Source organism: Bacillus sp. ABP14, from assembly GCF_001831375.1.
In the GTDB taxonomy this organism is placed as follows: domain Bacteria; phylum Bacillota; class Bacilli; order Bacillales; family Bacillaceae_G; genus Bacillus_A; species Bacillus_A paranthracis.
Map to the genome: position 1 here is coordinate 4403287 of NZ_CP017016.1, position 20464 is coordinate 4423750.

At 37.0% G+C, this 20464-nt stretch carries 21 protein-coding genes and 1 other annotated feature; of the genes, 8 read left to right on the top strand and 13 right to left on the bottom strand.

Translation table 11 applies throughout. The features are described from left to right. Nucleotides 1–51: 51 nt before the first annotated feature. The 10 genes from leuS to BGI23_RS23020 all read right to left on the bottom strand — a co-directional run bounded on the left by leuS (nucleotide 52) and on the right by BGI23_RS23020 (nucleotide 11580). Nucleotides 52–2460, bottom strand: a complete 2409-nt coding sequence (leuS, locus tag BGI23_RS22975) for a leucine--tRNA ligase (protein ID WP_070807000.1) — start codon at nucleotides 2458–2460, stop codon at nucleotides 52–54. A gap of 65 nt (nucleotides 2461–2525) precedes the next feature. Further along, nucleotides 2526–2745 (bottom strand) — a binding site (T-box leader). Nucleotides 2746–2933: 188 nt separating this feature from the next. Next, nucleotides 2934–4127: an MDR family MFS transporter gene (locus tag BGI23_RS22980; RefSeq protein WP_070807001.1), complete on the bottom strand. Its 1194-nt coding sequence runs from the start codon at nucleotides 4125–4127 to the stop codon at nucleotides 2934–2936. A gap of 325 nt (nucleotides 4128–4452) precedes the next feature. Further along, nucleotides 4453–5676, bottom strand: coding sequence for a cation:proton antiporter (locus BGI23_RS22985; RefSeq protein ID WP_070807002.1), 1224 nt, complete (start codon nucleotides 5674–5676; stop codon nucleotides 4453–4455). Nucleotides 5677–5679: 3 nt separating this feature from the next. Then, nucleotides 5680–6177 (bottom strand): cation:proton antiporter regulatory subunit, encoded by a 498-nt coding sequence (locus BGI23_RS22990; RefSeq protein WP_001026039.1) that lies wholly within the window; start codon nucleotides 6175–6177, stop codon nucleotides 5680–5682. Between the two features lie 33 nt (nucleotides 6178–6210). Further along, nucleotides 6211–6777: a tyrosine-type recombinase/integrase gene (locus tag BGI23_RS22995; protein ID WP_000454214.1), complete on the bottom strand. Its 567-nt coding sequence runs from the start codon at nucleotides 6775–6777 to the stop codon at nucleotides 6211–6213. Between the two features lie 329 nt (nucleotides 6778–7106). Next, a complete protein-coding gene (locus BGI23_RS23000; RefSeq protein ID WP_070807003.1) occupies nucleotides 7107–8966 on the bottom strand; it encodes an FtsX-like permease family protein in 1860 nt (619 codons plus the stop codon). A 16-nt stretch (nucleotides 8967–8982) separates the two neighbouring features. Then, a complete protein-coding gene (locus BGI23_RS23005; RefSeq protein WP_070807004.1) occupies nucleotides 8983–9744 on the bottom strand; it encodes an ABC transporter ATP-binding protein in 762 nt (253 codons plus the stop codon). 248 nt (nucleotides 9745–9992) lie between these two features. Continuing rightward, nucleotides 9993–11015: a DUF418 domain-containing protein gene (locus BGI23_RS23010; RefSeq protein ID WP_070807005.1), complete on the bottom strand. Its 1023-nt coding sequence runs from the start codon at nucleotides 11013–11015 to the stop codon at nucleotides 9993–9995. A 136-nt stretch (nucleotides 11016–11151) separates the two neighbouring features. Further along, nucleotides 11152–11301 carry a hypothetical protein gene (locus tag BGI23_RS23015; RefSeq protein WP_001129341.1) on the bottom strand — a complete coding sequence of 50 codons (150 nt, stop codon included), beginning with the start codon at nucleotides 11299–11301 and terminating at the stop codon, nucleotides 11152–11154. Nucleotides 11302–11316: 15 nt separating this feature from the next. Further along, a complete protein-coding gene (locus tag BGI23_RS23020; RefSeq protein WP_000840873.1) occupies nucleotides 11317–11580 on the bottom strand; it encodes a YtzC family protein in 264 nt (87 codons plus the stop codon). Nucleotides 11581–11691: 111 nt separating this feature from the next. On the opposite strand from BGI23_RS23020, the gene mnmL reads away from it, so the two are divergent. The 7 genes from mnmL (at nucleotide 11692) to BGI23_RS23055 (ending at nucleotide 17496) form a co-directional block, all read left to right on the top strand. Further along, complete coding sequence (mnmL, locus tag BGI23_RS23025) at nucleotides 11692–12651, top strand: tRNA modification radical SAM protein MnmL/YtqA (protein WP_070807006.1); 960 nt, start codon at nucleotides 11692–11694, stop codon at nucleotides 12649–12651. Further along, complete coding sequence (gene mnmM, locus BGI23_RS23030; protein WP_070807007.1) at nucleotides 12648–13220, top strand: tRNA 5-(aminomethyl)-2-thiouridylate-methyltransferase MnmM; 573 nt, start codon at nucleotides 12648–12650, stop codon at nucleotides 13218–13220. Before mnmL ends, mnmM begins: the two co-directional genes overlap by 4 nt. Before the next feature lie 109 nt (nucleotides 13221–13329). Continuing rightward, nucleotides 13330–14163: an ABC transporter ATP-binding protein gene (locus BGI23_RS23035; RefSeq protein WP_000959712.1), complete on the top strand. Its 834-nt coding sequence runs from the start codon at nucleotides 13330–13332 to the stop codon at nucleotides 14161–14163. Between the two features lie 18 nt (nucleotides 14164–14181). After that, nucleotides 14182–14862 carry a hypothetical protein gene (locus tag BGI23_RS23040; protein WP_044790851.1) on the top strand — a complete coding sequence of 227 codons (681 nt, stop codon included), beginning with the start codon at nucleotides 14182–14184 and terminating at the stop codon, nucleotides 14860–14862. A 24-nt stretch (nucleotides 14863–14886) separates the two neighbouring features. Then, a complete protein-coding gene (locus BGI23_RS23045; protein ID WP_070807008.1) occupies nucleotides 14887–15561 on the top strand; it encodes an aspartate/glutamate racemase family protein in 675 nt (224 codons plus the stop codon). Then, nucleotides 15558–16082: a tetratricopeptide repeat protein gene (locus BGI23_RS23050; RefSeq protein WP_070807009.1), complete on the top strand. Its 525-nt coding sequence runs from the start codon at nucleotides 15558–15560 to the stop codon at nucleotides 16080–16082. The genes BGI23_RS23045 and BGI23_RS23050 overlap by 4 nt, the downstream gene beginning before the upstream one ends. Nucleotides 16083–16194: 112 nt before the next feature. Continuing rightward, complete coding sequence (locus tag BGI23_RS23055) at nucleotides 16195–17496, top strand: PepSY-associated TM helix domain-containing protein (protein ID WP_070807010.1); 1302 nt, start codon at nucleotides 16195–16197, stop codon at nucleotides 17494–17496. 37 nt (nucleotides 17497–17533) lie between these two features. Here BGI23_RS23055 and BGI23_RS23060 read toward each other — a convergent pair whose 3' ends face one another. From BGI23_RS23060 to BGI23_RS23070, 3 genes are read right to left on the bottom strand one after another with little or no spacing between them, the layout of a single operon-like run. Beyond that, on the bottom strand, nucleotides 17534–17746 hold the full coding sequence (locus BGI23_RS23060; protein WP_070807011.1) for a hypothetical protein: 213 nt from the start codon (nucleotides 17744–17746) through the stop codon (nucleotides 17534–17536). 60 nt (nucleotides 17747–17806) lie between these two features. Then, nucleotides 17807–18871 carry a tetraprenyl-beta-curcumene synthase family protein gene (locus tag BGI23_RS23065; RefSeq protein ID WP_001102457.1) on the bottom strand — a complete coding sequence of 355 codons (1065 nt, stop codon included), beginning with the start codon at nucleotides 18869–18871 and terminating at the stop codon, nucleotides 17807–17809. 37 nt (nucleotides 18872–18908) lie between these two features. Continuing rightward, entirely contained in the window at nucleotides 18909–19712 is an 804-nt protein-coding gene (locus BGI23_RS23070) for an alpha/beta hydrolase (protein ID WP_070807012.1), read from the bottom strand. Between the two features lie 74 nt (nucleotides 19713–19786). Between BGI23_RS23070 and BGI23_RS23075 the strand changes: the two genes are divergently transcribed. After that, nucleotides 19787–20299, top strand: coding sequence for a gamma carbonic anhydrase (locus tag BGI23_RS23075; RefSeq protein ID WP_000640195.1), 513 nt, complete (start codon nucleotides 19787–19789; stop codon nucleotides 20297–20299). The last annotated feature ends 165 nt before the right edge of the window (nucleotides 20300–20464 follow it).

Genomic DNA, 20464 nt, shown 5'->3' on the forward strand with positions numbered 1-20464 from the left:
TTCTACACAAAAAAGCTCAGAGTATAAATCCTCTGAGCTTTTTTGAATGAATTAGTTTGCAACAACGTTAACAAGTTTTCCAGGAACTACAATTACTTTACGAACTGTTTTCCCTTCAATTTGGTCCTTAATTGCTTCAAGTGCAAGTTGTTCCATTTCTTCTTTTGATGCGTCTTTACTCATTGTTAGTTTTGCGCGAACTTTCCCCATAACTTGAACAACGATTTCAACTTCATCTTCTACAAGTTTAGACTCATCAAATGTTGGCCAGCTTGCATATGTGATTGTTTCATTGTATCCAAGTTTGCTCCATAGCTCTTCCCCGATGTGAGGTGCAACTGGTGCAATCATTTTTACGAAACCTTCTACATATTCTTTCGGAAGTGTTTCAGCTTTGTATGCATCGTTGATGAATACCATCATTTGAGAAATCGCTGTGTTGAAGCGAAGCTCTGCATAATCTTCTGTTACTTTCTTCACTGTTTGGTGGTAAGCTTTTTCAAGCTCTTTATTTGGTGCATCAGTAATTTTCTCACTTAATTCACCGTTATCTTGAACGAATAGACGCCATACGCGGTCTAGGAAACGACGAGCTCCGTCAAGACCATTTTCAGACCAAGCGATTGAAGCATCTAATGGTCCCATGAACATTTCGTATAGACGAAGTGTATCTGCACCGTGGCTTGCTACGATATCATCAGGGTTTACAACGTTACCTTTTGATTTACTCATTTTCTCGTTGTTTTCACCTAGAATCATACCTTGGTTGAATAATTGTTGGAACGGCTCTTTCGTTGGAACTACACCGATATCGTATAATACTTTATGCCAGAAACGAGCATATAGTAAGTGAAGTACAGCGTGCTCTGCTCCGCCGATATAAATATCAACTGGAAGCCATTGTTTTACTTTTTCAGGATCTACAAGTGCTTCGCTGTTGTTTGGATCGATGTAACGTAAGTAATACCAGCAGCTACCAGCCCATTGTGGCATTGTATTCGTTTCACGACGACCTTTTTTACCAGTCTCAGGATCAACAACATTTACCCACTCGTCAATGTTAGCAAGTGGTGATTCACCTGTACCTGAAGGACGGATGTTGTCTGTTTTCGGAAGAACTAATGGTAATTCTTCTTCTTTTACAGCTGTCATTGTGCCATCTTCCCAGTGGATTACTGGAATTGGCTCACCCCAGTAACGTTGACGGCTGAATAACCAGTCACGTAGACGATACGTTACTTTTTGATTTCCTGCGCTCGTTACTTCAAGCCATTCAATCATTTTTGCGATTGCTTCTTCTTTATTTAAGCCATCAAGGAATGCTGAATTTACGTGTGGACCATCACCTGTGTACACTTCTTTCGTAATGTCTCCGCCTTTTACCACTTCCTTCATTGGAAGATTGAATACTGATGCGAATTCATAGTCACGCTCATCGTGAGCTGGAACTGCCATTACAGCACCTGTTCCGTAAGTTGCAAGAACGTAATCAGCGATCCAGATTGGTAATTTCTCACCATTTACTGGGTTAACTGCGTAAGCACCAGTAAATACACCAGTTTTTTCTTTCGCAAGTTCTGTACGCTCTAGGTCACTCTTCATTTTTACAGCGTTAATGTAAGCTTCCACCGCTTCTTTTTGTTCTGCTGTTGTAATTTCTGCAACAAGTGCATGTTCCGGAGCAAGTACACAGTATGTTGCACCAAATAGTGTATCAGGGCGCGTTGTGAAAACTGTGAACTTCTCGTCTGTACCATCGATATTGAAGTGTACTTCGGCACCTTCAGAACGACCGATCCAGTTACGTTGCATATCTTTTAAGCTTTCTGGCCAATCAAGCTCATCTAGATCTTCTAATAGACGATCTCCGTAAGCTGTAATTTTTAACATCCACTGTCTCATCGGACGACGCTCAACTGGATGTCCACCGCGCTCACTCTTACCGTCAATGATTTCTTCGTTTGCAAGTACTGTACCAAGTGCTGGACACCAGTTTACAGGTACTTCATCAACGTAAGCTAAGCCTTTTTCAAATAGTTTTAGGAAAATCCATTGTGTCCACTTGTAGTAGTTTGGATCTGTTGTATTTACTTCACGGTCCCAATCGTAAGAGAAACCTAATGATTTAATTTGGTTACGGAATGTATTAATATTATGCTCTGTAAATTCAGCTGGGCTGTTTCCAGTATCAAGTGCATATTGCTCTGCTGGAAGACCGAATGCATCCCATCCCATTGGATGAAGAACGTTATATCCTTGCATACGCTTCATACGAGATAAAATATCTGTTGCTGTATAACCTTCTGGATGTCCTACGTGTAAGCCTGCACCTGATGGATATGGGAACATATCTAGTGCATAAAATTTTGGTTTTTCTGTCTCATCTGGCGTACGGAATGTTTTATTCTCTTCCCAGTACCCTTGCCACTTCTTCTCAATTTCTTGATGATTAAAGCTCATGAGATACCCTCCTTGAAATTCTATTTATTTTCACCGCCCAAAATACAAAAAACCTCTCATCCCTAGAAAGGGACGAGAGGTTATAGATTCCCGCGGTACCACCCTAAATTAATGTACAAATATACATTCGCTTAGATCCGTAACGTGGATTAACGGCAATTGCTACTATTAATTTCACAACTGCAACTCAAAGGCGAGTTCATAACGAAACGTGGATTGACTTGCACCGACCGTCAACTCTCTAAACCAGCTTCTATTACTACTACTCCTTCTCACTGTTATTACACATATGAGTTAATTTGAACTACCCTCCACTTCGTATCTCTAAAGAGCTTACTTAAAGCGGGGCTTCTCGGTTAATCGTTACTTTTAATAACTAACGAATTCGTCTTAAGACAGCCGAGCTATCTCCCTTGTTCGAAAGGTTGTTTTATTTAAATATATTCTAAAACATGTGAACATGTTCCGTCAAACTAAACTGCAATTTTTTCTTCAACTGTTTCTTCTACTTTTACTCGTTTATCATAAATACTTGTTGCGATAAGCGCTACTACAAGCATTACCATGATTGCTATAAACAATACTTCCATATTGTATAAATCCACAATTGCTCCGCCAACGACCGGCCCGAACATTTTCCCTACAGTCGCCGCACTATTTACAACACCTTGATAAAACCCTAACTTATCTTTTGGCGCAAGTATATTTGCAATCGTTGGAACTGCTGGCCATACGAATAACTCACCAATTGTTAATGTTACCATCGCAACGAGGAACATCGTAAATTGCTGCGCTTGACTTAATACAATGAATGACACTGCAAAAATAAGAATCCCAATCATAATTTGTTGTTTTAACGAACGCTTCATCCAGCGAATTAACATACTAACTAGTGGCTGTGCACAAACGATCATCGCTCCGTTTATCGTCCATAATAAACTATAGTGACGAAGACTAATATTTAACTCTTGCATATGTGTTGCAATTGCTCCTTGCCACTGTACGTATGTAACCCAGCATAAAGCATATGCTACACATACGATAAGAAGTGCTTTGAATCCAGGTGTAAGCGACCAACCTTTTTTCGTTTCAACTTCTTTTTTCACTCCTGGCTCTTTCTTATCTTCCATACCACGGAATCCAATAAAAGCAATTAAGAAGAATACAAAGTATAAAATAAAGTTTGCTAAGAAAATATAATCAAAACGATACGATGCAACTAATCCACCACACGCTGTTCCAATCGCAATACCAACGTTTTGTCCAACATACATCGCATTAAATGCTCGTCTTCCGCCCTCTGGCCAAACCGTACCAACCATCGCATACATCGATGGGAAGACCATTCCAGAACCAAAGCCGATTAACGCTAGCCACACAACATATAACGGCCAACCGTGGAAGAACACAAGACCTAAAATCGATACGAGTGTAATGACAATCCCTACTAAAGTTGATTTATAACCGCCCCATTTATCAAATAAAACACCGCCGAGCAAGTTTCCGATTACACCAGTAAGCGAGTTGATCATTAATACCATTCCGGCCACAGATAAAGATTTCCCTAGGTGATCATGCAAATAAATTGTATTAAAAGGCCATAAAAAAGAAGCACCCGTGACATTAATAATCATCCCAGCTACTAATAGCCATACTTTCCTTGGCATAGTCTCCCCTCCTATTCTATTTTTTCGTTCATCTATAACAGTAAAATTGTAGTCGTTTTTAAATAGGAAGGCAACTGATTAATAGTTGATGAAATTCAGATAATGGTTTGTCGGTAAATGAAATTACCTTAATTGCCACTTGAAAATATATCAGCGATTTTGGAAATATATCGGCGCAACTCGAAATATATCAGCGATTATCAAATTATATCAGCGCAACTTGCAATATATCAGCGATTATTAGAATATATCGACTCACCGACAAAAAATGACAACAATAACAATATATAAAGAGGCTGCATGAAGTTCATGCAGCCTCTTTATACTATCCAACTTCCTTTTCTCGCTTTGCACGTTCTTTAGCACTCCATTTAAATACCTTATCTAGTAGAGAGTATATTCTCCCAGACTCTTTCGTTAATAACGGTCCTAACGATGCCAATATTAAAACATATAAAGCAGAGAACGGTTTAATCGCTGCCATTAAGCCACCGGCAATGCCGATATTCGCTACAATAATAGAAAATTCCCCGCGTGATACAAGTGTTAAACCTATATTCGTAGAAGCCTTATGGGATAACCCGGCTTTACGTCCCGCAATCATTCCAGCAGTAAAATTGCCGATTAGAGTAATGAAAACTGCTCCTAATGCCAACCACACTGCTCCTCCAAGCGAAAACGGATCTATGCTTAAACCGAAGCTGAAAAAGAATATGGCTCCAAAGAAATCACGGAATGGGACGACGAGCTTCTCAATCCGATCACTATGCTCTGTTTCAGAAAAGACGAGTCCTAACAATAACGCTCCAATTGCCTCAGCGACATGAATCGTTTCTGAAAATCCTGCTACGAAGAATAAAATAGCGAATATTACGATAATAAAAATTTCATTTGAGGAAATATCTAATATTTTATTTAAAAACGGCGTAGCTTTTCTAGCGATTACAAAGAATAGTAGCATATATCCTACTGCGATTAACACCGATGTAAGAGCACCTACAAATGATGTGGCACCACCGAGTACTAACCCTGAAACGACTGATAAATATACAGCTAAAAAAATATCATCAAACATGATGATTCCTAATATTAATTCAGTCTCTTTATTACCAGATCTTCTTAAATCAACAATTACTTTTGCAACAATTGCACTCGATGAAATTGTAATGATTCCAGCAATAATTAACGTCTCTAATAAGGGGAAGCCCATAACATATCCATAAAGCAAACCTAATATGAAATTAAGTGATATATGGACAGTCCCCCCAAAAGCAATTGATTTTCCTGATTTAATTAATTTTTTTATTGAGAATTCTAAACCTAAATAGAATAGGAGGAATATGACGCCAACGCGGCCAAGGAAGGAAATAACTTCTCCGCTTTCAATAAACCTTAAATCGATAAGTCCTAAATCGGGGGCATGAGGCCCCACTAACATACCGAGTATAATGAGAAACGGAATAATCGAGAACTTTAACTTCGCAGCGAGGATAGCTGCAAAAGCTACTAATACTAACGCAGTTCCAACTTCAAAGATTAAAGTATCCATCGATTATGAATCACCTCCTGATGAAAGCAATTCATTAATAATTCTTTTCACTTCATGTCTCGCGCCTGATAACACGAGCATATCGCCAGCTTCAATAATAGAGTCTGGACCTGGATTAAAGAATTTCTTCATATTCTTTTTTAAAATAGCAATAATCGTTACGTTATATGTTTTTCTGACATGTAAGCTACCAATTGTTTTTTGTACGACTGGTGCATGATTTTCCACCTTAAACCATTCAATTGATAATCCTTCAAAAGCCATCTCAATCGTGTCTAACGCTTGTGGTCTATATACCATTCCGCCCAATATAGCTGCAATTTGTCTCGCTTCCGAATCACGAAGAGAAATACTTGAAATACTTTCATCATGATCTGCATCAAAATGATACATTTCTCTTCGGCCATCATCGTGAATAACAATAACCAGCTTTTCATTACCTTTTGTAATTACTTCAAACTTACATCCAATGCCCGGTAATTCACTCTCTCGAATATTCATATTCCCGCCTCCTAAAGTTTTTAGTTACGGCTTTTACAAATCAACATCAATCTCGGTTTTAAATTCTTCATCTTTTGAGATTCCTAAATACTTGAGCGTCTCTGATGGCGTTGCGTGATGGAAATGCTTTTGCAATAGTGCAATCGCTATCCCTCTTTTGTATGCATGAAATCCAAACGTTTTTCTCATTGAGTTTGTTCCGATTTTACCAACAATCCCAACCGCTTCAGCAGCATTATGAATGACACGATACGCTTGTTGACGTGTAATTGAATTTTTCGTTTTATTAGATTGAAATACGTAGTTTTCTCTTTTCACATCAATAGATTGTACGTACTCTAAAAGTGCTTCTTTTACTTTTGTATTTAAATAAATATCTTGTTTAAACTTTTCATCTTTCACAGGAAGAGAATAAAACTCTTTAACAGTTCCATCTTCATTTAATATCTCTTCAAATTTCATACTAAGTAGCTCAGTAATCTTTAATCCTGTGTTAATTCCAATAACAAATAAAAGATAATCTCGCTGTGAGTGCTCTTTTAAATACTTTTTCATAGCCTCAATTTGGCTTATATCTTTTAATGCCTCTACAACTTCCATACATGTATTCTCCTCATCTTATGAACGGTAATTTTCTCATCATGTTGTCCATTTTACCTTATCACGCTATGAGATTTCCATGTATTATCCATTATTTTTACAATATACTTTCAGGTTTGGAAATTTATAATTGTGCAAATGCAGTAGGGGTAGGAATAATAGGGGATACAAGTTCAGCCTCTTTCTACAGATCAGATTCCTCCTTTCCTTATCCAGCTGCGTCTACTTTTATATTATGTTACTTATTTACATTATATTATATATTTCAGTAACGTCAAAGTGTTTTTTTCTGAAAATAATAAAAACCGAGCAATTTCGCTCGGTTTTTATTAATCTTCTTTCGGAAGAACAATTCCTTTATACAATTGAACTGTAATGAAGTAATAAATCGTGTAAATAACTACGAAAATTATGATTGGCACCCAAATACGGAAGTACGGATCGATTAAAATAAATCCGAAAATATTCATACCAACTAATACGTGAGCAATACCTACAATTGCTGGGAATAGGAAGACTAAGAATAACTCTTTATAAATGGATTTCGTTAATAATTCACGGCGCACCCCGATTTTACGAAGCATTTGATAACGCGTAATATCTTTTGATGCACCAGAAAGAATTTTGAACATTAAACAACTTGCCATCATTGCTAAGAAAGCAATTCCAAGGAAAAATCCCATAAACACTGTTCCGCTCGCAACGCCATAGAACATGTCGTAAGCTTGATATTTACTATCTAATCTTTCAGCTTTTACATTTTTATATTTATCTAGCTGCAACTCGTCAAGTTTTTTCCATTCTTTTTTGTGCGCTTCAAAATCATCTGTTTTTCCAGTAAATACAATTCCTTCTTTACCATTTACAGTATCGTACATTTTTTGATTTACAATTTTAATTGCATGATCTTCATGTACGTAGAATGGCTCGATTGTTCTGAAAGCCTCGTCCCATTCTTGTGGAAGTTCTTTAGCGTTCGCATCTTTTTCATTCATTTCTCTAGCAACTGCACCCACTGGTAGTTCCTCTGAAACTTTTTTCGTGTTCACTATATCCTTCATTGATTTGATATTTGACATATCTTTTACTAAAGGACGATTTTTCTCTAAATCCTCTTTTACATAGTAAACGTATTTATCATCGACTTTGTAACGATATTCGCTTTTCTCTTTAAATGTAATACCGTCTAAAATTTTCTTTTCTTCAGCTGTTGGGTTATGAACTACTGAATCATATATTACGAAACCATCAACCATTTTTATAACGTTATTTTTAAACGCCATACCACCTGAAATTGCACCGGCTCCAAGCGCAACTAACATTGCTACTGTTGCAAGTACCTTTGTTAAACTATTAATACGGAAATTTAATTGTGCAAATGTAAAAGCGTTAAGCCCTTTTTCACTACGTTTTTTATTACTTTTTAATTTTTTAATAATAACCGGAAGAAGTGATCCAAATAGCATGTAAGTACCAGCTGTTGTTGTAATTAATGCAATAAGGATTCCCATTTCTCTTAGTTTTTCCATGTAAATCATTGATGCATAGCCAATTCCTAATAAAATAACCGCAAGGAATGCAACTACGCCTGTCATCTTCCCTTTTACTGCAACACGTTCTGTTTGTGCATCTGCATGTACAAGTTGCAATACAGAAATACGTGATAACTTAATACTATTCATAATTGCTGATAATACAAATAATGCGAAGAAGAAAATGCAAGTAACAGTCATTGATGGAAGGTAAAATGCTTTATAGCCTTCACCAGCAAATTCTAATTGTTTCATTAATAACTGACCGATACCTTCTGCAAGTCCTACACCAACTGTAATACCGATCGCAAGAGACGCAGCGCCTAATACGATTGTTTCGATAAACATAAGTAATGTAACTTTATGCTTTTTTGCTCCTAACATCATATACATACCAAACTCTTTTTGACGAAGAGATAATAAGAAAGAGTTCGCATATAAAATATAGAAGAACGTTATAATAGCGAGTAAAAATGAACCTGCTTGGAATACAAATCCAATCGATTGAATAACTGAGTTAGATTCGATAAACGCTTTATTCAGCGCTAACGTTTGGAACATATAAAAAATTGAAATTGACATGACAAGGCCGACAAGTAAGACGATGTAATCTTTCAGCTTACTTTTCAGTCCTGACATGGAAAGTTTAAATAACATACTGGAGCCTCCTTTCTTACGCTTTTTGTGTGCCTAAGTCTGCAAGCACATCTAAAATCTCTTTATAAAATTCTTCACGTGTACCACCGCGGTGAATTTCTTTATATAGCTCACCATCTTGAATGAATAAAATACGCTGACAGTAACTTGCACTATATGGATCGTGAGTAACCATCATAATAGATACGCCTTGCTCTTTATTTAAGTTTGTCATCGCATCAAGTAAACTCGTCGCGTTTTTAGAATCAAGCGCTCCTGTTGGCTCGTCCCCTAAAATAATTGCTGGCTCATGCACTAAAGCACGCGCTGCTGCTGAACGTTGCTTTTGTCCACCAGATACTTCAGATGGATACTTTTGAAGAATTGCTGAAATGCCTAACATATCTGCTACCTTTTCTACTTTTGGCCCAATATTTCGCGACGAGACACCTTGAAGAGAAAGTGGAAGTGCAATGTTTTCGTAAATAGATAAATTCTCTAATAAGTTAAAGTCTTGGAAGATGAATCCTAACTTTTGTGAACGGAAATCTGAAAGCTCACCTTGCTTCATTTTTGTAATATCCGTTCCCGCAATTTCAACAACACCGCCCGTTGCTTTATCTAGCGTTGAAATTACATTTAATAATGTCGTTTTACCAGAACCAGATGGTCCCATAATCCCAACAAACTCACCCTCCTGAATTGAGAATGATACACCTTTTAATGCATGTGATTGGTTCTCACCTTTTTTACCGTACACTTTTTGAACGTTTTTCACGTCTACAACTGGTTTCGTCATATATATCCTCCTACGCTTGTTTTTCCATTACCTATTTTGCGCCTTTTGGAGATGAACTGCTATTTGTTAACATTACAATTACCTTACACTTTTGTAAGATAAAGAAGGTGTGCTTGTAAGCTTGGCTTTTACTACTAGTGACATAGTAAATCGGCAAATGAAATTATATCGACGATTCTCCCACTTTTATCAGCGATTTTCAAAATATATCGACTTATCGACAAAAGCTGACAATACAAATAGGCTGTTTATTTCTTTAAAGGTGTTACTGTCCAATACGTAATAACACGCCAAATCCATTCTAATGGACCCATTTTAAAGATTTTCATCCAAATCACACTAAACACAATTTGAATTGCATAAATTGCGATACATACATATAACGTCTGCATGTACGTTAAGTTACCTGCAAAGTTAAATACACTGCCTGCGATTAAAATCATTGCAGTTTGTCCAATATAATTTGTTAAAGCCATACGGCCATAGTATTTCAATGGTGCTAATATTGTTTGAACTGGTTTTAACTGAAGTAATAAAATTAACGCTCCAACATAGAAAGCTGAAATAATTGGTCCGACTGTAACACCAATTTTTAAAAATTGACCTGCAGCATCCATTGTTCCATCCTCAGTCATAATTATCATATTTACAAATGGCTCAGCAGGAACATGCCCATATTGATACCATATAGCTACGACGCTTAAAACGAACATAACACCTGTAAAAATAGCGACTTTCTTTATGTTTTGTGAGAGGTTTTCAAATACACGATATTGCCCTGCAGCAAGACCTAATAAAATTAAGCCAAGTGGTAATAGTTCTTTAACGCCCATCACACTAAAAGCAATTGTCAAAATAAGACCAATTATTAAGTTCACTTCTTTTTTCGCTTTATAAAATGGTAAAACGATTAACCCGCAGATTGCATATAACGTTAACGCTTCGCCAGGCTGAAACATGTAATGAAGCAAACCGAAAATAAATAGCGCAACTAGACGGCGTAAAAATAGAACATATCCATTTTTCCCTTTTGCAATTGCTCTCGAGATAAAGATATAGAATCCCACTCCAAATAAGAATGAGAAAATCGAGAAGAAACGACCTTCTACAAATAAGTATAGAAACCTTTGATAGCTAGCATCTACTGTATTAGGATCTGGAATTTTAATATTAAGTAGTGCAAGAATATTTACTAAAATAATCCCCAGTAATGCGAAGCCACGAATGTAATCTAACTCATCAATTCGTTTGTTTGTAATGTTGTTCCCCATAAAGCAACTCCTTGTCCAAAATTTAATCCTCCCTTACTCTACTGGAAAAGTAAGCTTACAACTATCGACAAACCTTACAGAAATCTTACATTATTGTCATATAGCAAAATAAAACCAGGTCATATTGCGACCTGGTTTACTCTGATTGCTTTGATCTTTGAGGTTGTCCTTTTTTACTGTTGCGTTGTTTTACTTGAACAATTGGATCAAGCTCATTTGAAAACTCAGCGTTATGTCCATTTTGCGTTTTTTGTTCTGGATTATTTTGATCTGAACGTTTCGCCATTACATTCACTCCTTATTAGTGCGGTGTAATAATCATTTGATGTTGCAATTGGCGAATTGCCATACGTGCTCTATTTAATTGCTCACGTTGCTCATCATTCGCATGTTGTTGCATCGTTTGTAAATCGTTATATGCTTGTTCTAATTGTAACTGCGCATCCGAATACTCCATCGTATTATAATGCTCTTGTCTCATACCAAGATTTAGTTGCTCTTTCGCATATTCCACCGCTTGTTCCGCTTGTGTAATATACGATTCAAGTGATTGACGCTCTGCCATAATTGTCCCTCCTTGCTTCAATTCCCCTTTAGTGTGTCCCTTCCATATGAACCTTATGAGTATGTTATAATGGATTTTGTTTCATTTTGACTCGGCTTAGGAGGGAAAGTAATGAAGGTTCAAAACCCTTTTCCATATACAAACGACAATAAACGTTATCATACATGGAATTACCATTTACGAAATGAATTTGGTGAAAAAATCTTTAAAGTTTCATTAGATGCTGGCTTCGATTGTCCGAACCGTGACGGTACAGTTGCTTATGGCGGTTGTACATTTTGTAGTGCTGCCGGATCTGGTGACTTCGCTGGCGATCGCCGCGATGATGTTATAACGCAATATCATGAAATGAAAGAAAAAATGCGCTCAAAGTGGAAAGACGGAAAATGTATCGCTTATTTCCAGGCGTATACAAATACACACGCACCACTTGAAGTGTTAAAAGAAAAATTCGAACCGCTTCTAGCTGAAAAAGACGTTGTTGGTCTTTCTATCGCGACTCGCCCAGATTGTTTACCAGACGATGTCGTTGCATATTTAGCGGACTTAAATAAGCGCACATACCTTTGGGTTGAACTCGGACTACAAACTGTTCATGAACGTACTGCAAACCTTATTAACCGCGCTCACGATTATCCTTCTTATGTGGAAGGTGTAAATAAATTACGCAAGCATGGTATTCGAGTTTGCTCTCATATTATTAACGGTCTTCCACTTGAAGATTACGACATGATGATGGAAACAGCTCGTGAAGTAGCTAAGCTTGACGTACAAGGAATTAAAATCCACTTACTTCACTTATTAAAAGGAACGCCAATGGTGAAGCAATATGAAAAAGGACAACTAAAATTCCTTTCTCTTGAGGATTATGTAAGTCTCGTTGTTGATCAACTTGAAATCATTCCAGAGGACGTAATTGTGCACCGCATCACAGGTGACGGTCCACCTGATTTAATGATTGGTCCAATGTGGAGCTTAAATAAATGGGAAGTATTAAATTCCATCGATGCAGAATTTGTACGCCGCGGAAGCTGGCAAGGAAAATATGCAAATGAGGAGAAACAAAAATGAAATTAGAACGTGTATTACCGTTTGCTCGCACTCTCTTGCAAACGGCAGTAAAAGAAGGCGATTACGCTGTAGATGCAACTTTAGGAAACGGACATGACACTTGCTTCCTAGCTGAAATCGTTGGAGATAACGGAAAAGTATTTGGATTTGATATTCAAAAAGAGGCAATTGAAAGCTCAACAACTCGTCTAAAAGAAAAAGAACTTTTCGAACGCACTATTTTAGTTCACGATAGTCACGATACACTTCTATCCGTATTACCAGAAGATGCAAAAGGAAAAGTAACAGGCGCAATTTTCAACTTAGGTTATCTTCCAGGCGGAGACAAGCATATCGTTACAAAACCGAACTCAACAATTTCAGCGATCGAACAATTACTAGAAGTAATGGCACCTGAAGGAATCATCGTCCTTGTTATTTACCACGGACATCCAGAAGGACAAGTAGAACGGGACGCTGTTCTCAAATTTGCCGAAGAATTAGACCAAAAACAAGCACACGTACTGCGCTACGGCTTCATTAACCAACAAAATAACCCGCCATTTATTGTGGCAATTGAGAAACGATAATATAGCGACGATTCGACAAAAGATAACAAAAAAAGACGTGCACTTACTGCACGTCTTTTTGTTATTCTCCTATATAATGGATATATACACTGTATAGGAGGATAGAACTTTGCTAGTAGAACTAAAGGGAATTCAAAAGAAGTATGGCAAATCACTTATACTAGACAACATTGATTTATCCATTCCAGAAGGAGAAGCACTCGCCATTGTTGGCGGGAACGGGACTGGAAAAAGTACTCTACTCAAAATAATTGCAGGCTTTATTTCACCTACGGCAGGGACACTTCAAAGAAAAGAAAATATACAAATCGGCTATGTACCGGAACATTTTCCTGAAGGGATTCGTTTTACATTAGAGGATTATCTATTTCACCTCGGCCGCATTCACGGTTTATCAACAAAATATGTAAAAGATAAAATTCCGCTGCTTCTTGAAAGGTTTCATTTACTTCATGCAAGACATTCCGTTGTACGAAACTTTTCAAAAGGTATGAAACAAAAAACAGGCATTATGCAAGCGTTACTTACGGACGTACATTTATTAATTTTAGACGAACCGCTTTCTGGGCTCGATCCTAACTCTCAGCAAGAATTAGAACATATTTTACTCTCATTAAAACAACAAGGTATATCCGTGTTATTTACATGTCACGAAAAACAACTATTAGAAAACTTCGCTGATAGAATTTTGAAGTTAGCAAATCATACAATCACAGAAAATATCTCTGCACAAAAAGGAGCAGAACAAGTCTATATTGAAGCAATTGTTCACGAAACATTTTCAGCGATAGAACTACAAAAACAATCCGGTTTTATACACGTTGCACACAATTCAAATCAAAACCTTATTCAATTGCACATCGAAAAAGAATATACAAATGACATACTTCAGTTTTTATTACATAAAAAAGCATCTATCACACTGCTACAACCTAACTTTTAAATCGAAAGAAGGTTTATTATGTTTGCTCTTATTCGTTATCACTTTCTCGACTATACAAAATCGTATAAGTACGTCCCTCCTATTGCGATGTACTTCATGAGCTTACTTTTTGTATATGCATATAAACCGACTCCTATTGTACCGACATATTTAGAAACAGCTCTCGCGCTTTATTTATTATCTGCCTGGATTACGGTCACAATTTTTCATACGGAAGATCCTGTACAAGAACAAATTACGATTTCTCACACAAATAATATTTCCGCACTATATGTAGGGAAATATATTACAGCTCTTCTCATTTGTACTGTTTTATCTTTTATATCCGTAATCTACCCAATTATTTTGCAAATGTTTAATGAAAAAATGACAGTTTCTTTATTTTTAGTCGGATTTCTCGCTCATATGTCTTTCTCTATACTTGGAATTTCAATCGCATCTTTATTTACTAGAAATATGATTCCAAAAGCAAGCACCGCTTGGCTTAGTCTTACATTCATATTACTTATAACGATCGCCTCTATCCGTTTTAAAAAAGAGTTACTATGGTTTTTACCACCTGTCGAAAGCTTTCTAATGCTTGGACAATACAAATATAATATACTGACTCACACTTTATGGCTAACAGCTTGGGCTATCGTATATTCATTTTTATTATTTACCTTATTTCTTTTTATCGTTCGTAAAAAACGTTTTTAATTACATATTAAAGGAGACAAACCAATGATCGGAATACTAGCAGGAATGGGACCAAAATCAACTGGGCCATTCGTTGATACAGTTGTAGCAGAGTGCCAAACAATATACGGAGCAAAGCATGATATGGACTTTCCTCATATGATGATTTACTCGTGCCCAACACCGTTTTATATGGATTGCCCTATTGATCACGAAGCGATGACAAAAGCGATTATTGAAGGGGCACAAAAACTCGAGAGTACTGGCGCAAGCTTTATCGCTATGCCGTGCAATACGGCGCATCTTTATTTTGAAGAATTACAGGACTCTCTTTCTATTCCTATTTTGAATATAGTTGATGAAACGTTACAAGCGATTCCTGAAACTGCAAAAAGAGTCGCTCTTCTCGCAACGGAAGCAACTGTTCAAGCTGGTATTTACCAAGATGGGATTGCAAAACGTAACATAGAGTATATTCATTACGAACAATGGCAGGAAAGCATTAATCAAATTATTACTTATATTAAAAGCGGAGAAGTTGAAGAAGCTCGTGAATTGTGGAATGCACTCGTTTTACAATTGAAAGATGAAGTTGATACCGCCATTATCGCATGTACCGATTTGAATGTGGTGGCGAGTGAGGATTTTGTTGATTCCTCTCAATGTCTTGCAAAAGCGGTTGTTAGGATGTATGTAGAAAATATAAGGGGGTCCAAATGAATATACCTTTTGAAATGGGGTACACATTTGATGAAAATCTTAGAGAAAAGCCTATATCCCTTGCTGAAATGAAGCAGGGGATTTTATTTTTGAAAGAGCATTTACATGAAAGATCGCTATATGGAAAAAACTGCGAATTAATCGGTGTTTATGAACGAATCGCTGGCAACCTTTCTGACAGTAAGTATTACTTACAGGAAGCCATTGAATATTACACACAAACAGACAACATCCAAGGGATTTTTATTAACAAACTTCGTCTCGCACATACATATCATTGGGAAAGCAATTTTTCTGCTGCAAATACAATCTTTGCCGAACTTCTACAAACACTACCAGGCTTACCCGCTTATGAAGATTTTTTCTACCAACATTACGGAAAAAGCAAATTAGATGAGGGTGACTTCCAAACCGCCCTTACTTGTTTTCAAAAAGCGCTTCAAATCAGGCTACAAAAAGGAGATGAAGAGCTGATTCATTCAACTAAGCTTTGCATTACTTATTGTATGTATCGCCAATAAAAATCCCCAAAACTTTTAACTTTCTTCACAATTCTTTCAAAGTATCCACACTTAATCTCGCTATATTAAATAAGTAGTTATTCATATAGGGAAGGTTAGGGGAACTGAAAGTATGAAAGTAAATCGTTCGCTTCATTACATTTTTTGGCGTTGGCATTTTTATGCTGGGCTTTTTATTACGCCGCTTCTTATTACGTTGTCACTGAGCGGAATTGGGTATTTATTTCGGGAAGAGATTGAGGATTTCATCTATAAAGATTTATATTTTGGGAAGAGTGCTCAAACAGAATCTATTTCGATGGCTGATTCTATTTCCTTAACAGAGAAAAAATATCCACATTATAGTGTGGCGAAAATTAGTGAGTTTGATGGGGATTATAATACGAGACTTACGATTGCAAATGAGTATACTGGGCAACAAAAATATGTGTATTTAGATAATAATAATCAAATTGTTGGGGATCAAAACGCAAGTGAAACGTTTGCCAATATTATGAGGGAATTACATAGTTCTCTTTTAGTTGGTGGCACTGTCGTTAACTATACTGTAGAACTTGCGGCATGTTGGACAATCTTCTTAATTGTAACTGGGTTGTACATGAGTATACGCCTATTCAAAAACACACCGGCATCCAATAAGCGAGAAAAAGCAAAACGACGTCATTCTATTATCGGTATTATATTTACAATTCCTCTCGTTTTGTTAGTTGCATCTGGGTTGCCATGGTCAGGATTTATGGGTAACCAAATTTATAAAATTGCATCATCGAATGAATCAATTGGATATCCAAAGTTGTATATGGCGCCGCCTGAATCAAAGGTAAAAGAATTACCGTGGGCAACAAGAAAAGAAGCTCCTCCTGAATCGAATTCAAATGAACCGAAAGCAATTTCTGTCGATGAATTGCAAAAAGGAATTAAAATAAAGAAACCATATGTTATTTCACTACCAGCTGATCCGAAAGGTGTATTCACTGTTTCGAAATCAAGCGGTTCCGGTATTACAGGTATGCATGTTGCACCAAATGAAGAAATAACAGCTTACTTTGATCAATATAGCGGCGAACTTATTTCCAAAACGGACTACCGCGATTATGGCTTATTTGCCCAATGGTTCACTTACGGTATCCCGCTTCATGAAGGACATTTATTCGGATGGCCAAACAAAATATTATGCTTACTAACGACATTATCTTTATTACTTCTCATTTATTACGGAATAAAAATGTGGTTAGCAAGAAAGCCGAAAGGAAAATTAGCAGCACCACCAAAACAAAGAGATAAGAAAAGCATAATCGTTTTCTTTATCCTGATGGTTATACTAGGCGCTGTCATGCCTTTATTTGGACTGTCTGTTTTAGTTATTTTTGCAATTGAACTTCTTATATATGTACGTTCAAAAATACGATCATAATAAAAAAGCATTTGTACTCTCGTGTACAAATGCTTTTTTATTTACTATTTTCTTTTTTTCTACCACTTATTAAAAAGACAATATCTACTATAATAATTGCGCCAATTATTACTTGTGGCACGTAATCCATAACAGTAGGACCACTTGGCCTATTCATCATCATATACATTCCAGTTGCAAATGAAATGGAAAGTAGCACGAGTAATGTTATTTCAATATGGTCATATAGCTTTTGAAACAATCGCTTCATTTCTGCCACCACCTTTACCATATTATAACAAAAACCACTCTACATGAGTGGTTTTCTTCATCACTGCGCCGTTTTCTTTCGGTACATCTTCCCGTTCCAATAGAAGAATCGTGAAGTGAGACCACCGTATTTTACAATGCGCCGTGCCATTTTGTGCATATTCTTTTGTGCTGATACTTTTTGGTCTGATAAATAAATACCAAGTAATCCTCGGCTTATGAGACGATGAAACTTCGCATGAGGCAAATCACCAATGCTCTTCTCTGCTTCTTCTACAAAATGTTTCATACGATCTAATATCACTTGCTCGTTTTCATAATAACTACAGAAATTCAAATCCCCGCCGATGCGGTCTTCTTCTTGATCAATGAAATAATCAAGTAAGATATGAAGTCCTTGTACGTAAGGAAAATATCCTTGTCTAATTTTCGCAATATCTTCATCATGTAATTCATCATGAAAGGCATATGCGACAAGACAGAAGATTCCAAGCGTAGAACCGGCACATGCTGAAAATTCAAACCAACTCATCTCAGGTAAGTTTTCTTTATGTGCTTCAAACCATGTTTGTAAGCGTGGTTCTCTTTCTTCTAATTTCACATGTTTATGAATTTGCAGATCACAATAATAACAAGCAAGTTCATGAAGAATAGGAGCAATTTTGTCATAGTGCTTCGTTTTCTTTAAAACATCTTGGCATGTTTCAACAAGTTCATCTAAATAACCACCATCATCTTGATCGTCACGATAACGATAATAATTACCGCCACCTTCTACTTCAGGTGATAATGCCATTAACATAGATTCATGCAGTGCGGCAAAATCATTCGGATCAAGTGATGTACTGCGATCACATAAATTATCTAAGTAGTCACTAATCGTTTGATATGCGACGATAAAACGAATACATTCCTCACGGTGTTCATTTGCTAATAGTGCTAAAATGCCACCGCCTTCGCAATGAAACGTTTTATGCTCAATACTTGCGATTGCCTGACTATGAAGCTCATCATTCGGAATATGGTAGGCACGCTCTTTCCACATCGCTAGCTCATGGTGTACAACCGGAAACACATCACGGTATACTTTCGCCATGAGCGTTATGGGATTACTCGGTACGTTCACTTCTTCCTTCATCTCCTCTATTCAATGTACAAATAATTTACTTATTTGTTTCTATTATGTTATTGATGCGTATTTCAGTAAATGACTGAATATAATTCAAAATTTCATCGCGCTCATACTCATTTAATAACTCATGATAACAATTCGGCCATTCTTTAAAAGCCTTATCACTTATTTTAACATTATCAAACCAAGTGCGGACACGTGTTTTATCTACAAGTTTATCCTCACAAGCTTGCATTAGCAAGAGCGGAACATCTGGAAAATCATCTATTTTTTTATGAGCGATTTCAATAGACTTAATCAATTCACTATACCAACGTACTGATACTTTGCGCAAGAACAATGAATCGTTCTCCATCGCATCTCTCACTTCATGATTACGCGTTGACATTTCCACTGTAAGATTCGTTGCAAATTGCACTTTTGGAGCGATAATATTTAATATTTTTGAGGCAGCTTGAAGCGGTGCAGAAGGTCCAGCTAATACACCTAAACATGGCGAACTTAAAATAATACCGTCTACATCTTCTCTCTTCGTTTCTTGCATCATACGAATGACAATAAGACCACCCATACTATGACCGAATAGAAAAATAGGTAACCGATACTTTCTTGCTTCTTTCACCCATAATTTAACTTCCTCTATGTATTCATCAAACGAATCAATATGTCCTCTATTTCTTGAAGTCGTTCCGTGCGACGGAAGGTCCCCCATCACGACATGGTAGCCGATATGATTCCACATTTCCGCAACGGCTTCATAGCGTCCGTGATATTCCATTGCGCCGTGCACGATAACGATTACAGCCTTTGCTTCTTCAGCTTCATAATTCCACATACGGCTCTCCTCCATTTCACTCTTTTTCATAATTTGGTACACTGAAACTAGTCTCTAGGAAAGGAAGGCTTTACATGATATATCCTTACAAAGAAAAAAATCCGAAAATTGCGAGTAGTGCTTTTATCGCTGACTATGTTACCATTACAGGCGATGTCTCAATTGGCGAGGAATCAAGTATTTGGTTTAATACAGTCATCCGCGGTGATGTGTCACCAACAATTATTGGAGACCGCGTAAATGTACAAGATCAATGTACACTCCACCAAAGCCCACAGTATCCTCTTATTTTAGAAGATGACGTAACAATTGGGCATCAAGTCATTTTACATAGCTGCCATATTAAGAAAGATGCTTTAATTGGAATGGGATCTATTATATTAGATGGTGCTGAAATTGGCGAAGGAGCCTTTATCGGTGCTGGAAGCCTCGTTTCACAAGGAAAGAAAATCCCGCCGAATACATTAGCTTTCGGTCGTCCAGCGAAAGTCGTTCGTGAGTTAACAGAAGAAGACCGTAAAGACATGGAGCGAATTCGCACGCAATACGTTGAAAAAGGTCAATATTATAAATCACTACAAAAATGATTTTACTGCTGCCATAATACTGGTAGCTTTTTTATATAAAGTGAACCTTTAATCAGTGGGGGTTTTGTTCATCCCCCACTGATTATTAGTTGAACCAATCGGGCTTTTACGGGCAGTTGATCCCCCACCTAATTTCTTTGCTTCCGCTGAATTTTGAGGTGGGGA